14 protein-coding genes are annotated in these 14722 nt (G+C 64.5%); 11 read left to right on the top strand and 3 right to left on the bottom strand.

Annotated elements, in window-relative coordinates:
- The first annotated feature begins 5 nt into the window (after positions 1 to 5).
- The 4 genes from ACOGI7_RS15825 to ACOGI7_RS15810 are packed head-to-tail and all read left to right on the top strand — an operon-like array spanning position 6 to position 4441.
- A complete protein-coding gene (locus tag ACOGI7_RS15825) occupies positions 6 to 1562 on the top strand; it encodes a class I adenylate-forming enzyme family protein (protein ID WP_419849701.1) in 1557 nt (518 codons plus the stop codon).
- An 8-nt stretch (positions 1563 to 1570) separates the two neighbouring features.
- Positions 1571 to 2815 carry an acyl-CoA dehydrogenase family protein gene (locus ACOGI7_RS15820; RefSeq protein ID WP_419849700.1) on the top strand — a complete coding sequence of 415 codons (1245 nt, stop codon included), beginning with the start codon at positions 1571 to 1573 and terminating at the stop codon, positions 2813 to 2815.
- A gap of 12 nt (positions 2816 to 2827) precedes the next feature.
- The gene (locus ACOGI7_RS15815; protein WP_419849699.1) at positions 2828 to 3211 is read left to right on the top strand and encodes a hypothetical protein; all 384 of its coding nucleotides are present in this window, start codon (positions 2828 to 2830) and stop codon (positions 3209 to 3211) included.
- Positions 3212 to 3259: 48 nt separating this feature from the next.
- Positions 3260 to 4441, top strand: a complete 1182-nt coding sequence (locus ACOGI7_RS15810; protein ID WP_419849698.1) for an amidohydrolase family protein — start codon at positions 3260 to 3262, stop codon at positions 4439 to 4441.
- 37 nt (positions 4442 to 4478) lie between these two features.
- Here the strand turns inward: ACOGI7_RS15810 and ACOGI7_RS15805 are convergent, their stop codons facing one another.
- Together ACOGI7_RS15805 and ACOGI7_RS15800 are read right to left on the bottom strand one after the other, a co-directional pair.
- Complete coding sequence (locus ACOGI7_RS15805) at positions 4479 to 5612, bottom strand: LLM class flavin-dependent oxidoreductase (protein WP_419849697.1); 1134 nt, start codon at positions 5610 to 5612, stop codon at positions 4479 to 4481.
- Positions 5613 to 5640: 28 nt separating this feature from the next.
- A complete protein-coding gene (locus tag ACOGI7_RS15800) occupies positions 5641 to 6564 on the bottom strand; it encodes a formylglycine-generating enzyme family protein (protein ID WP_419849696.1) in 924 nt (307 codons plus the stop codon).
- On the opposite strand from ACOGI7_RS15800, the gene ACOGI7_RS15795 reads away from it, so the two are divergent.
- Positions 6545 to 7276 (top strand): hypothetical protein, encoded by a 732-nt coding sequence (locus ACOGI7_RS15795; RefSeq protein ID WP_419849695.1) that lies wholly within the window; start codon positions 6545 to 6547, stop codon positions 7274 to 7276. The two genes, ACOGI7_RS15800 and ACOGI7_RS15795, sit on opposite strands and share 20 nt — an antisense overlap.
- On the top strand, positions 7252 to 8262 hold the full coding sequence (locus ACOGI7_RS15790; protein WP_419849694.1) for a DUF445 domain-containing protein: 1011 nt from the start codon (positions 7252 to 7254) through the stop codon (positions 8260 to 8262). Before ACOGI7_RS15795 ends, ACOGI7_RS15790 begins: the two co-directional genes overlap by 25 nt.
- Here the strand turns inward: ACOGI7_RS15790 and ACOGI7_RS15785 are convergent.
- The gene (locus ACOGI7_RS15785; protein WP_419849693.1) at positions 8259 to 9761 is read right to left on the bottom strand and encodes a class I adenylate-forming enzyme family protein; all 1503 of its coding nucleotides are present in this window, start codon (positions 9759 to 9761) and stop codon (positions 8259 to 8261) included. The genes ACOGI7_RS15790 and ACOGI7_RS15785 overlap by 4 nt on opposite strands.
- Positions 9762 to 9923: 162 nt before the next feature.
- On the opposite strand from ACOGI7_RS15785, the gene ACOGI7_RS15780 reads away from it, so the two are divergent.
- From ACOGI7_RS15780 to ACOGI7_RS15760, 5 genes are read left to right on the top strand one after another with little or no spacing between them, the layout of a single operon-like run.
- Entirely contained in the window at positions 9924 to 11066 is a 1143-nt protein-coding gene (locus tag ACOGI7_RS15780; protein ID WP_419849692.1) for a substrate-binding domain-containing protein, read from the top strand.
- A gap of 14 nt (positions 11067 to 11080) precedes the next feature.
- Positions 11081 to 12214 (top strand): ABC transporter substrate-binding protein, encoded by a 1134-nt coding sequence (locus ACOGI7_RS15775; RefSeq protein WP_419849691.1) that lies wholly within the window; start codon positions 11081 to 11083, stop codon positions 12212 to 12214.
- Positions 12215 to 12235: 21 nt separating this feature from the next.
- Positions 12236 to 13081, top strand: a complete 846-nt coding sequence (locus ACOGI7_RS15770; RefSeq protein ID WP_419849690.1) for a nucleoside phosphorylase — start codon at positions 12236 to 12238, stop codon at positions 13079 to 13081.
- Entirely contained in the window at positions 13078 to 13887 is an 810-nt protein-coding gene (locus ACOGI7_RS15765; RefSeq protein WP_419849689.1) for an ABC transporter ATP-binding protein, read from the top strand. Before ACOGI7_RS15770 ends, ACOGI7_RS15765 begins: the two co-directional genes overlap by 4 nt.
- Positions 13884 to 14678 (top strand): ABC transporter permease, encoded by a 795-nt coding sequence (locus tag ACOGI7_RS15760; RefSeq protein ID WP_419849688.1) that lies wholly within the window; start codon positions 13884 to 13886, stop codon positions 14676 to 14678. The genes ACOGI7_RS15765 and ACOGI7_RS15760 overlap by 4 nt, the downstream gene beginning before the upstream one ends.
- Positions 14679 to 14722: the final 44 nt, after the last annotated feature.

Genomic DNA, 14722 nt, shown 5'->3' with positions numbered 1-14722 from the left:
GCGCCATGAGCTTCGCCTCGCTCCTGCTGGAGCCCGAGCTAGCAGCAGGACCCGACACTCCTGGTGTGATCGTCGCCCGCCCCGAAGGAGACGAGATCACCAGCTATTTCGACCTGGTGGACGCGGCCCAGCGGATGGCCGCCACCCTGGGCGACGCCGGAGTGGAACCTCGCACCCCGGTAGCCTGTTTGCTGCCTCCCAGCGCCGATGTGGTAGCCGCCTTCTTCGGCACTTGGGCAGCCGACGGGGTGTATGTGCCGGTGAACCCCCGACTGTCCGATAGCGAGATCGCCTACATCCTCGACGACGTGAACCCTGCCGCGGTGATCGGCTCGCCCGACCAGCTCGCCCGGGTAACGGCCCCAATCACCTGCATCGCGGCTGACGGCAAGCTGGGTTGGTCAGTGGCCCAGCGCCGGGACACCGGATCGGCCTCCCACGATCCGGGCATCGCCATTGTGTCGTTCACCTCGGGCACCACCGGTCGGCCCAAGCCAATCGAACTTCAGTCCAGCGCGGTGATCCGGCTCATGGACACCATCATCACCACAGTGCGCAAAGGCAGGAAGCTCACTGAGCGTCCGGAGATGCCCCACGTCATCCCGGTGTCCACTTCGCTGTGGGCCGGGATCTACAACGTGATCTTCGCGGTTCGCACCGGCAGCCCCGCGCTGCTCATGCCCCGGTTCGACGCCCTGGAGTACGCCCGTGTGGTGGGCCAATACCAGATCGCCTCCACGGTGATTCCCCCGGCCGCCATCACCATGCTGAACGACGAGCCCGGCATCGAGAGCCTCGATCCGCTGAAAATCGTCCGCTCCATTACCGCTCCGCTGTCGCCGTTGCAGGCCCGCCGCTTCTATCAGCGGTTCGGGGTCATGGTGCTCAACGGGTACGGCCAGACCGAGGTCGGCGGGGAAATCGTCGGCTGGACCGCCCGAGACTTCCGGGAGCACCCCGAGAAGCTAGGGGCCGTGGGGCGGCCCTACCAGGGGGTTGAGATTCAGTTTTCAAGGAGCGATGCCGACGTCTCTGACACCGAGACCGACGACACCAGTCACCGTATCGACGACAGTGACAACGAAGGCCGGGAGCAATCCGGCGTGCTGTGGGTGCGCACGGCCTACACCGCGTCCTTGGACCCGGAAGGGCGGCTTGGCGACCGGCTCGACGGCGAGGGTTTTTTCCGCACCGGCGACATCGCCCGCCTCGACGAAGACGGATTCCTGTGGATCGAGGGTAGGGAGTCGGACATGATCAACCGAGGCGGGCTGAAGGTGTTCCCCGCCGAGGTGGAGGAGGTGCTGTTGCTATCGGAGTCGGTGTCCGACGTCGCCGTGGTGGGAGTGCCCGACCACCGGTTGGGAGAGGTGCCCTATGCATTCGTGGTACCTGTTGATGCCGGCACCGCCCCCGATCCCGGCGACCTGGAGGAGCTGTGTCGCCAGCACTTGGCCCCCTACAAGGTGCCGGTGGCGTTCGAGGCCCTCGAGACATTGCCCCGAAGCGAGGTGGGCAAGGTGCTGCGCCGTGTGCTGATCGACCGGGCCACCGCTACCTGAGCCAACCAATGAGCGTGTTCGACCTGCTGCCCATCGATCGAGACACCGCCGTCGACGAGGCCGAGAAGATCGTGGACGAGTGGGTGGCCCAAACGGTGCCCGCCCAGTGGCGGGAAGCGGCCCTCTCTGGCGGCCGAGCCGCCCTGCACAAGGTCCGCACCCCGGCCGACTATGACACTTGGTATCCGAAGTACGCCCGCAGCGGTTTGGTGGCCCCCACCTGGCCCCGCCAATTCGGCGGCCTCGGGGTGGGAAATCGGGTGTCCCGAGCCATCGAGGCCCGGTTGGCCCCCTACAACCTGGTGCGCCGCAACCAGCTCGGCCTCACCCTGGCCGGCCCCACCATCTTGACCTTCGGCACCGACGAGCAGAAGGCCCGGCTCATCCCGCCCATCGTCACCGCCGAACAGATCTGGTGCCAGTTCTTCAGCGAGCCCGGCGCCGGGTCCGATCTGGCCTCGCTGGCCACCCGGGCGGTGCGCGACGGCGACGAGTGGGTGCTCACCGGCCAGAAGGTGTGGTCCACTCAGGCAATGGTCGCCGACTACTCCATCTGTCTGGCCCGCACCGACCCCGACGCCCCCAAGAGGGCCGGCATCACCTACTTCTTGTTAAACATGCGCCAGCCTGGCCTCGACGTGAGACCGCTGCGCACCATCAGCGGTGAGGAGGACTTCGCCGAGACGTTCATCGACGGCGCCCGGGTGCCCGACCGCGACGTGCTGGGCGAGGTCAACGACGGCTGGCGGCTGGCCAACGCCACCTTGAGCGGTGAGCGCCTGGCGGTGTCGGGACCGGGGTCGGGCGGCCAGAGCCGGATCGGCTCGGGTACCGAGCGCCTCATCGAGCGGGCTAAGGAATCGGGCCAGTGGAGCGACCGGGTGGTGCGCCAGCGGCTCATGCGACTGTGGACCGACGAGCAGATCGTGCGCTGGACCAACGCCCGGGTGCGCGACACGCTGCGAGCGGGTCGTCCGCCGGGACCGGAGGCGTCGGTGGGCAAGCTCATGTACAGCCAGCTCAACCAGCGGGTGCAGACCACCGGGGTCGACCTGCTGGGATCGCCCGCCATGGCCTGGGAGGAAGGCCACATCGCCGACTACGTGGTGCTCAACTTCTTGCACAGCCGAGCCGAGACCATCGCCGGGGGCACCACCGAGGTGCAGCGCAATATCGTGGGCGAACGGGCCTTGGGCCTGCCCCGCGAACCCGACCCCTACAAGGGCCTCGCCTGGAAAGATGTGCCCCGATGACCGGAGCGAGCCGTGTTCTATGAGGTGATGGGAGCGCTGTTGAAGGCGGCGGCTGAGCCGGTGGCCACCCAGAACGCCCAAGGCGACGACGTCGACCGGTTCCACGCCCAGCGGGTCGCCCAGATGCTGGAGCGCATCGGCGGTGCCTGGCCCCACCTGCTCGATGCCCTCTGCCGGGAAAACGAGATCTTGGCCGAGGCCCTGGCCATCGACCACGAAGACAGCGATCCCGAACATGACGACCCCCTAGCCGAGAACCGCCGTCTATTGGAGCTGGCCGAGCAAACCATGGCTACCACCGACAACGCCGATACCCGCCGCAGCCTGCGGGCCGCCCTGGCCGAAGCCGCCCACTTGCAGCGGGCCGCCTTGCGGGCCGGTCGCCAGGCCCGCTGAACACCTTTCCTCTGGTTCCCCCTCAGATCAGAGGGGTACCCTCGTAACATGACTGCGCTCGACTACCGGCTGGTGGACGCCGACAATCACTGCTTCGAGCCCCGGGACTCCTTCACCCGCTACATCGATCCCGCATTCAGAGATCAGGCCGTACACCAAGAAATCCGAGACGACGGCAAAGAGTGGATCATGATCGGCGAGCAGCCGCTTACCTTCCTGCCCGGCCACGATCTGTACGACAACGTGGGCAAGCCCGGCTCGCTCAAAGAGAAGCTGCGCCGCATGAAGAAAACGGGAGAGGCCGAGGAATTCTCCATCTTCGAGCCGGTGCGCCCCGAGTACCTGGACCGCGACCTGCGCCTCGACGTCATGGACGCCCAGAACGTGGAGGCCTGCCTGATGTTCCCGTCGGTGGGGGTCACTGTGGAGCACTTCATGGCCACTCCCGAGCAGTGCTACGCCAACTTCCACGCCTTCAACCGCTGGCTGCAAGACGACTGGGGCTTCGCCTACCAGAACCGCATCTTCGCCCCGCCCATGATGTCGCTGTGGGATCTCGACGCTGCGGTGGCCGAGCTGGAGTGGGTGCTGAGCGAGGGGGCCAAAGTCATCGCTCTGCGCCCCGGCCCCCAATACGGACGCTCACCCTCCGACCCGTATTTCGACCCGTTCTGGGCCCGGTTGAACGAGGCCGGCGGCTCGGTGGCCTTCCACCTCACCGAGTCGGGCTACAACGAGATGGTGTCCCCCTACTGGGGCTACGAACCCAACCCGTCGAACTTCACCATGTCAGCCTGGCAGTGGACCAACTGCTATGGCGACCGCCCCATCATGGAGACGCTGTCGGCGCTGGTGTTTGAGAACTTCTTCGGCCGGTTCCCCAATATCACCGCGGTATCGGTGGAGAACGGGGCCGAGTGGGCGCCCTATCTGGTGCGGCTCATGAACAAGATGCGGGGCATGGGCCGCAACGGCCCCTGGATCGGCGGTCGCCTCCCGGCCCGGCCCCCCGAGATCTTCGCCCAGCACGTGCTGGTCACCCCCTATCCAGAAGACGACGTGGCCGCCATCGTGCGAGACATGGGCGCCGACTCCATCGTGCTCGGATCCGACTGGCCCCACGCCGAGGGCCTCCCCCAACCGGCCGACTTCATCGACCAACTGGAAACCCTCCCCGCCGAAGACCAGCGCAAGATCATGCGCGACAACGGCCTCCGCTTGGTGGGCTGAGGCTCGATTCCTGGCGAGGCCGCAGGCGGCCCCGGTCTCAGGAGTCCTTGGGGGTGGGGGTGTAGTTCTCGAGTTCGGGGATGATCTCTTTGCCCAGGAGCTCGATGGTGCGCATGATCGACTCGTGGGAGTGGTAGCCGAACTGCACGTAGCAGATGAGCTGGTCAACGCCGATGTCGGCGTAGTGCTTCATCTTCTCGTAGCAGGTGTCCACATCGCCCACCACGATCATGTCGGCCTCGTCGAAGTGGTGGATGAGATCGTCGATCCCCTCCTCCATGAGCGGCTTGAGCAGCGGGAAGGTGGCATCCCGCTCTTCCTGTGACAGCTCGGGCAGCTCCCAATCGAGGGTGAACTGGGCCAGGTTGGAGTACCACCACTCCACCGACTTCCACACCTCGTTGTCCAGCACCTGCTGGGGCGTGTCGGCGCAGTGCACCAAGGTGTAGGCCGCAGTGGCGTTGGTGGTGACGTCGGTGATGGGCTCGGGGTTCTCGGCTGCGGCCCGGTAGTTGCGAATGTGGCGGGCCATGGCCTCCAACGGCTGCATGATGGAGAACGACAGCATGCCCATGCCCGCCTTGCCGGCCACTGCGGCGGAGTTCTCCGAGGCGCACGCCATCCATGCCGGGGGGTGGGGGTACTGCATCGGCTTGGGGGTGACCATGCGCTTGGGGAACTTGAACTGGGGCGAGTCGTACTCGAAGTACTCCTCGCGCCACATGCCGCACACGATCTCGATGGCTTCCTTCCAGTCGTCCCGAGACCGCTCCCGGTCGACGCCGAAGGCGATCTGCTCCATGGGGGTGGACCGGCCCGTGCCCCACACCGCCCGACCGTTGGACAAGATGTCGACGGTGGCCACCTTCTCGGCGATGCGCTGGGGCGGGATAAACCCGAATGGCGTCAGGGTCACGCCGAAGCCCATCTTGATGTTCTCGGTCACCATCGACAGGGCGCCGAGCAGCACCTCGGAGGCCGGGCAGTGCGAGCGCCCCTCCCGGAAGTGGTGCTCAACCGCCCAGATGGTGTTGAACCCGAAGGTGTCGGCCAGCTTGATCTGCTCTACGGCGTCCTTGTAGGCCTTCTGCTCCCGCTCCCTTTGACCCCAGGGATGGGGCTTTCCCCACGGCTTGGGCGCGTCCACTTCGTACAGCAAGTCCAACTTCATGGCGGTGACGTTACCGACCTGCCTGCAATCAGCGCACTTTGGAGCCGGACCCCGGACCGACGTCAGCGTCGGCATCGGCGGCCAGGCGAAATCCCATGTTCCCGGTGGTGGACGAGGGCTCGTTGGCATGGCGGGCGGCCACCCGATAGCGGTTGCAGTAGGAGTCGTGGCACAGATACGACCCACCCCGGATGGCTCTGATCCGGCCCTGGGGTGGCCCAATCGGATCGACCAAAGGCCGCTCAGGCGGGAATCGGTTCTCAAACCAATCGGCGCACCACTCCCACACGTTGCCCGAGCAGTTGTACAAGCCGAACCCGTTGGGCTCGTATTCGTCCACCGGCGCAGTGCCTACATAGCCGTCCTCGGCAGTGTTGTGGCTGGGAAACTCCCCCTCCCAGATGTTCAGCCGGGGCTGTCCGTCGGGGCTCATCTCGTCGCCCCACGGCAACCGGGCCTGCACCAGTCCGCCCCGGGCCGCGTGCTCCCACTCGGCCTCGCTCGGCAATCGGGCTCCATACCAGGCGGCGCAGGCCGCGGCGTCGAACCACGAAACATGCACCACCGGGTGGTTGCCGCGATCTTCGACCGTCGACTGAGGTCCCTCCGGCTGTGACCAGCACGCTCCCTCCACCTGCCGCCACCACTCAGCGCCCACCACGCCTCGAGTGGGCTGGAAGTCGTCGGGCAGCAGCCCCCCGAACACAAACGACCACCCCTCCTGCTCGGCGACGGTCACATGCCCGGTGGCCTCCACGAAGGCGGCGAACTCGTCATTTGTCACCGCGGTGGCCGCGATCTGGTACGGCCTCAGCACCACCTCTCGCACCGGACCCTCGCCGTCGCCCTCGAACCACACCTCCTCGGTGCCCATGAGAAACGACCCGCCACCCAGTGAAACGAACTCCACCCCAGCGTCATAGCATGAAACGATGAAGACAACCGGAATCATCTTCGCCGGACTCGACTGCGACGCCGACGCCATCGAGGGCTGGAACCGCTGGTACGACTTAGAGCACCTGCCCCCCAACATCGCCTTGACCGATGTGATGCACGGCCGCCGCTACGTGGCCCCGCCCAGCCACCAGGAGCTTCGGCCCGACGGCTGCGATGAGGCATTTTCCGGCGGGCGAAGCGCCTTTCTCACCATCTACTGGCTGTGCGGCGACGTCGACGGGGTGATGGCCACCATGACCGAGTACCGGGAGGTGCTGGTGGAGGCCGATCGGATGTTCCCCGACGAGAAGAAGATCGTGCGGTTGGGAGACGCCCTGGCCCTCGACTGGGCGGTGGCCGACCCAGCGCTGAAGGCCGATCCCGGCGACATCCCCCACATCTCCCACACCGACATCCACGTGGTGCTGCGCCGGGGTCTGGGCGATCAGCATTGGCACCACGCCATCTACGCCCCCGCGGCGGTGGCGGTAGAGGGCGTGCACGCGGTGGTGTCGTTCACCTCCCGGTTTGCTCCCGACACCGCCATCGACCTGCACATGATCGAAGGCAACCCCGCCGAGGTGGTCCCCGCGCTGCGGGCTGCCACCCCCTCCCGGCCCGCGACTACCGACGTTGGCATGGATGGGCCGTTCCAGCTCATCGAGCCGCTGCGCTACCCGTGGGCCGAGCAGATCCGCGGGTCATGGATGCCCCAAACGGTCGCCTGAGCGACCCGGCATCACTGCGCCGGGCCAAGCGGCGGGCCACCGGCCTGTTGCTGGCCGCCGCCGCCCTGTTTGTGGTGATGCACCTGCTCACCGACGGCGACGGCTGGGCCGGCTACGTGGAGGCGGCCGCCGAGGCGGCCATGATCGGCGGTTTGGCCGACTGGTTCGCGGTGACCGCCCTGTTCAAACACCCGCTGGGGATTCCCATCCCCCACACCGCCATCATCCCCCGGCGCAAAGACGCCATCGGCGCCAGCCTGGGCGAGTTCGTGCAGGACAACTTCTTCGACCCCGACGATCTGGCTCATTGGGTGGCCGACCGGGCTCCCGCCGAGGCTCTGGGACGATGGTTAGCCGCCGAGGGCGATGCCGGGCTGGTGTCAGGACCCGCCCTGGGCCGGCTGCTGGAGTCGATGGTGGATGGCGGGCACCACCGCTCGATGGTGGATGCCGCCGTGGAGCGGGCCGACCGCTTCTTGGTGGACAACTACGAGGTGCTGCGAGATCGCATCGTGGAAGAAGCACCCATCTACACCCCCAAGGTGCTCGACCACCACATCTTCACCCGCCTCCACCGGGGGGTGCGGGGAGTGCTGGCCGACATGGCCGACGATCCCAACCACGAGCTGCGCCTGCGCATTGATGCCGGGCTGAGAAGCTACGCGCAGCGCCTCCAGACCAACCAGCGGTTGGCAACCCGGGTGGAGGCAATTCTGGCCCGGGCCGGTGAGTCATTGCAGAGCGACTCCGCCCTCCAAAGCCGGGTGGATCGTTGGCTGATTTCTGCAGTGGGACTGCTGGCCCGCCATGCCCAAGCCGAGGTGGCCAACGTGATCGGCAGCACCGTGGCCCGCTGGGATGCCGACGACACCAGCGACCGCATCGAGCGCCGCGTGGGCCGCGACCTCCAGTTCATCCGCATCAACGGCACCCTCATAGGCGCCCTCGCCGGCCTAGCCATCCACGGGGTTGGCCAACTGCTCTAGCCGCTGAAGCGGGCTCGCAGCTCGTGCTTCAACACCTTGCCGGTGGCGTTACGCGGTAGCGAATCGACCACTTCAACCTGCTCGGGAATCTTCTGCGGCATGACACCAGAAGCCCGGAAGTAGTCCCCCAGCTCAGCCAGTGTCATCTGTTCAACCCCAGATGCCAGCTCCACCACCGCGCACACCCGCTCTCCCCGCTCCTCGTCGGGCAGCCCGATCACTCCGGCGTCGAGCACCTTCGGGTGGGCGAACAGCAGGTCTTCGATCTCGGTGGCCGAGATGTTCTCCCCCTTGCGGATGATGATGTCCTTCACCCGGCCGGTGAGGGTCACATACCCCCCAGCATCCAGGAAGCCCACGTCGCCAGTGTGGAACCAATCCCCTTCGAACGACGCGGCCGTCAGCCCCTCGTCCATGTAGCCCCGACACACCATCGGTCCCCGGATCCACAGCTCTCCCTCCACGCCGACCTTGGCCGGTTCCCCGTCGAAGCCCACCACCCTGATATCTGCCCCGGCCAGAGGCTGGCCCTCAGTCTCGGCCAGTTTATCGTCGGGATCGTCGGGAGTGTTCTGGGCGATGATCGGAGCTTCGGTCATACCCCAGGCGTGGCCGCACCCCCGTCCGCCCATCTCAGCCATCACCTCGTAGTGCTGGGACGCGGGCATCGGTGCACCACCCCCGGAGCAGAGCCGAAGCTGAGGCAGGATCGGCTCGCCGGGCTGTTTGCGCTGCTCAGCCAGAAACGCCATGAAGAACGCAGGTCCGCCACCCACCAGAGTGACGCCGTGGCGGGCGAACAAGGCAGTGGTCTCAGTGGGATCGAACGCCTCGGCGATCACCAGGGTGCAACCCGAGCTCAACGACACCGACAGGTTAGACACCCCGCCGATATGGGCAAAGGGGAAGGCAAGCCCGAACTGATCTTCTTCGGTCACGTGCTGGCGCTCCACCATGGCGATGCCCGATGCCATGACCGAGGAGTCGCAGTGGCGGGCGCCCTTGGGGTTCGATGTGGTCCCCGAGGTGTAGTACACCCACCGGATCTCCTCGGGATCCTCGGGAGCTGGAATGCCCTCCAGCACCGACACATCTCCCTCGGGCAGTACGCCGTCGCACACCACCACATCGAGCCCCTCAACCTCGGCGGCAATCCCCTCCGCCATGGCCTGATAGTCGAACCCCCGCCACACCGATGGCACCAAGAACAGCCGGGCCCCCGTCTGACGAATACAGAACCCCACCTCCCGCTCCCGGTACACCGGAATAATCGGGTTCTGCACCGCCCCCAAACGAGCCAGCGCCGCCTGCAAGACCAAGGTGGACGGCCGAGTAGGCAGCTGCCAAGAAACCGAAGTCCCCAGCCCCACTCCCAACTCAACCAACCCCGCCGCCGCCCGCAACGCCGCATCCCGATACCCCGCAAAAGTGAGTTCCTGATCCCGATCATCAATGATCATCCGAGCATCCGGCGTCAACTCCGCCCTACGCTCAACCATCCCCCAGAAGGTCCCACCGCTTAGCACAGCAAGACTCTAAACCCACACCGGCGGACGACCGATAGGCAGGGCGACGGCCAATCTGCACAAATGGTTTGCTTCAGCCCGTTCACTAAGTTCTCTAGTTGACTAGATAACTAGATGACTTATAGATTCTGGAGCATGAGCGGAGCTGAGGCCAACGACCTGCTCGCCCTGCGGCTTGGCATCGATCGAGCAGGACGGACACCGATTGCGACCCAGATCGCTGAGCAACTCACCTCGAGGATCGCCTCCGGAGTCCTAGAAGCGGGCAACCGGCTTCCGGCGACGAAAGAGGTAGCCGAGCACCTCGAAGTCAATGTCCACACAGTTCGCGCGGCCTACGCCCAGCTCGCCGCCGACGACGTCATCACGATGCAGCGGGGTAGTCGGGCTGTCGTGCTGGGTTATGACGCCAATACCGCCCGTTCGAGCCGGGCCAGTGCCCCTACATTCATGATCGGCGTCATGGTGCCTCACTTCTCCGACTACTACGCCGAATTCCTTCAGGCAATAGCGCAGTCAGCAGAAGTCGAAGGCTGGCTTCCCGTCATCTGTCAAACGCGGCAGTACGAAACAGGGACAGTGGCCCGATACCTCGACCAGATGGTGAGCCGCGGCGTGGACGGCGTGATCGCCCTGCACTACGAGACGCCGGATGACATCGAGACGACGGCAGTGCTGGCGGCGGCGGCTGAACTCCTGCCGCTGGTGTTCGTCGATAGCGCCCCTCTCGACTTTGGTTCACGGATTGCCGTAGATCGCGTCGCGGGCTCGCTGGAGGCAACCAAGCACCTCCTCCGCCACGGTCACCAACGCGTCGCCTTCATCTCAACCCCGACCGGATGGAGTTCGGGCATCGAGCTTCGAGACGGGTACGCAAGAGCGCTTGATGAAGCGGGAATCAAACTCGATTCCGATCTCGTCATAGCCGCGAGCGACATGTCGCTGGATGCCGGTGCGAAAGCAGCCGCCGACCTGATGCTGCTAAACGAACCGCCGGACGCAGTCTTTTGCGCTGGGGACATTCTTGCCTTGGGCGCCCTTCGACATCTGCGGGACATACAGCTTCGGGTTCCCGACGACGTGGCCATCATGGGTTACGGCGAGTTGCCGTTCTCTTCGTTGGCAGGTCCGCCGCTTTCGTCATCTCGTCTCCCGGCACGCGAACTAGGAGAACTGGCCGTCGCCACTCTCCGAGATGCCATCGATGACGGCGAACGCAAAGAGATCGGACCGATTCAGACCTCCCTCACAATTCGGCGGTCTTGTGGCAGCCGATAACCGTGCCGAGTGAAGTGAACGACTTCGCCGGGCTGAAAGGAAATCCAATGAACCTGAGAAATGTCCTCATCAAATGGCTGACAATTCTGGCTGTGTTGGCCTTGGTGACCTCGGCCTGCGGGAACGACGACGATGCCCCAGCTCAAAGCGAGCCGGAAGCCACCGAAGCCCCCAGCGATGCTAAGCCAGCCCCCGAGCCTGAACCCGAACCCGAACCCACCTCAGAGCCTGAGCCAGAGCCAACCCCGCAAGAATTGCGAGACGTCTCGATTCGGCTGCCATGGTTCCCGAGCGCTCAGTTCGCTGGAACGCATGTCGCGGCGGCAAAGGGCTTCTTCGAAGAAGAGGGGCTAAATGTCACCGTCAATCCCGGTGGATTCGATGTGAACAGCATCACGCTTGTGGCTGCAGGCACCGACGACTTCGGCTTGCACGACACGAATTCTCTGCTATTCGCGGCTGGGGAGGAGATTCCCCTCGTGACGGTGGCCACATACCTCCACGCCCACCCGGGTGCCATCATGGCGCTCGAGTCTTCAGGCTTTGAGTCACTGTCAGACCTCGTAGGTGCCACGATTGGCTTCCAGGAAGGTGGGCCGTGGCAGCTCACCCAGGCGATGCTCACTCAGAATGGAATCGATCCGGACTCACTCAACCAGGTCGCAGTCGGCTTCGATCTCACACCGTTGTTTGAGGGTGACATCGACCTGCTGACGGTGTTCTCCACCAACGAACCGATCCTGGCAGTACAGCAAGGCTTCCCCGTGGACGTCTTCATACCCTACGACTACGGAGTTCAGGCGTCAGCCAATGCACTGTTCACCACAACTAGTTACCGGCAAGACAACCCGGAGGTGGTGTGCGGGATGGTCCGCGCCATAGCGAAGGGCTGGCAGTACGCCTTCGACAATCCACAAGAAGCCGTCGATATCGTCATTGCCGTCGATCCAGACAACCTCACGGCCGAAAAGGAGTCAGCCTCCCTCGAGGCGGTTCAACGAAGCGTCCTGTCTGAGGCCGCGCTCGCCGATGGAATTGGGACCATGACGGCTGAGCGGTGGCAGACCGTCGAGTCCGTCATTCGCCAGTACGGCGGATTCGAGGCCGACATCGACCTTGACGCCGTCTACGACGACTACTGCTTCTGATTCTCCCCTCCAGGGAATAGCGTGGTCGGTGCAGGCGTCGGCACCGACCACGCAATTCTCCCGGCCCCGACGAGAGGAGCCTCCGTGGCGATACTGGACAAGAATGCAAGGACGCTCCACGCACGGCAGTATCACCTGCATGTGAGTCCAGGCGATGTGGGAAAATACGTGCTCTTGCCCGGCGATCCAGCCCGTGTGCTCATGATCGCCGAGCATCTGGAAGACCCCCGCGAGATCGCCTTCCATCGCGAGTACCGAACCGTGACCGGGAACTTCAGGGGCATCGAGGTAAGCGGCACGTCAACGGGTATCGGGTGCCCATCCGCGGCCATTGCGGTTGAAGAGCTGGCCAACATCGGTGCAACCCACTTCATCCGAGTCGGCAGCAGCGCCGCCTACGTTCCCGAGATCGCCCAAGGCGATCTGATTGTCAACACAGCGACAATGCGACTTGACGGCACTAGCGCGGCCTACGTCGATCCGAGGTTCCCGGCTGTGGCAGATCACTTCCTCGCTCGACATCTGATCGATGCCGCTCGTGACCTCGCCGCCGAACGCGGGTTCGGCGTGCATGTGGGCGTCAATGCATCCAGTGATGCGTTCTACGCCGAGACGCCAGAGTTCATCGAAGAACTCCAGAAGCACCGCATCTCCAATGTCGAGATGGAGAGTTCAGCGATCTTCACAATCGCTCATTTGAGGGGCCTGTGCGCGGCAATGGTCTGCGCGGTGTCCTACAACTACATGCAGCCCGACGACGTCGACTTGGAGAAAGAGAACCACGCTCTTGTGGCGGGTTGGGACAATGCGATCGCCGTGGCGCTTGAGGCGATTGCCCGCTACGAGGCAGACAAAAACATGCCATGACCAACAGCGGGGGGATCACGATTGACGGCGTCGGAATGCAATTCGACGGCCGTCAAGGCGTGACCGCACTCGATGGGATCGATCTCGACATCTCCGCTGGGGAATTCGTGACGCTCGTCGGGCCCTCAGGATGCGGCAAGTCGACGCTGCTCCGAATCGTGAGTGGGCTCTTGGAGCCGACATCGGGGCACGTAGACGTCGGCGGAAAAACACCGAATCAAGCGAGACGAGACGTCGACTTCGGGTTCGTATTCCAAGAACCGGCACTGTTCCCATGGCTCCGAGTCCTCGGCAATGTTCTATTGCCAGGCCGCGTTCTCGGTCGCAGGAACCCCAACAAGGGATCTGGAAGCACAGAAATCGCTCGAGAACTGCTGCGCGATGTCGGACTGGAGGGATTCGAGAACCACTACCCGGGCCAGATCTCTGGGGGCATGCAGCAACGAGTCGCCCTCGCTCGCGCGCTCAGCTACGGCCCCAAGATCCTGCTGATGGACGAACCCTTCGGAGCGCTCGACGAGTTCACCCGCGACCGCCTCAACCTGCAACTTCTCGATGTCTGCAACAAGGCCGATTCAACGGTGCTCTTCGTCACCCACAGCATCCAGGAGGCGATCTTCCTGGCCGACCGGGTTGTGGTGCTCAGTCCCAGGCCGGGAAGCATCGCTCGGATCGCCGACGTTCCGTGGCCCAAACCGCGAGCTTTGGAAATCCGTTACGAACCCGAATTTGCCGCACTGACGGGCGAGTTGCGGGGTCTCCTCACGGTCGAAGACGAGGTTGAGTCAGCGATGAACCAGCCATGAGCGACACTCGAGAGCGCAGCCGCATCGCCAAGGCGGTGCTGAGGTTCTTGCCTTCGGCTGCGGTCTTCGTGGCCGGCCTCGTCGCGTGGGAATTGTGGGTCAATGTCCGAGACGTGCCCGCGTATCTCTACCCGAGCCCATCTGACATCGGAGGGGAACTGCGGGACGAAGGCCTGTCGCTTGCCGTCGACGACCTCCGCTGGACGATGATCGAGGCGGTCTTGGGGTTTCTCCTCGGCAGCGGGGCCGCCATATTCGCGGCGGTCGTGTTCGTCCATGCCAAGTTCCTTGAGCGCGTGCTCTTTCCCTGGGCGATTGTGTTGCAGACAGTGCCGATCGTGGCTGTAGCGCCGCTTCTCACCATCTGGTTCGGTTTCACGCTCACCCCCAAGGTGTTGATTGCCGCGCTGATCTGCTTCTTTCCTGTACTCGTCAACACAACCAAGGGCTTGCGATCAATCAGCACTCAGGCCGTAGAACTCATGAGCATCCTTTCGGCAAGCAAGTGGTCGATCTTTTGGAGGGTGCGCATCCCAAGCTCCCTGCCCTACGTTTTCGCCGGTCTGAAAGTGGCATCATCGATGTCGGTAATCGGCGCAATTGTCGCCGAATTCACCGGGGCTGATCGAGGGATCGGCTTCGTCATCATCCAGGCCAGCTATCGACTCGACACCCGGCTGATGTTCGCGGGAATTGCTCTTTCCTCGGCAGCAGGAGTTCTCTTTTTCAACGTCATCGGCGCACTCGAGCGACTCGCGCTGCGATGGCCGGACGCCCGGCTTGATCGTTGATCTAGCTGCCGGGCCAAATCACCGGATGATGGTAGACCCGCCAA

Origin of the sequence: Candidatus Poriferisocius sp. (assembly GCF_965204145.1) — a bacterium.
GTDB lineage: Bacteria > Actinomycetota > Acidimicrobiia > Acidimicrobiales > Bin134 > Poriferisocius.
Note: the sequence above shows the minus strand (reverse complement) of the source record. Positions and strands in the feature narration are given on the sequence as shown.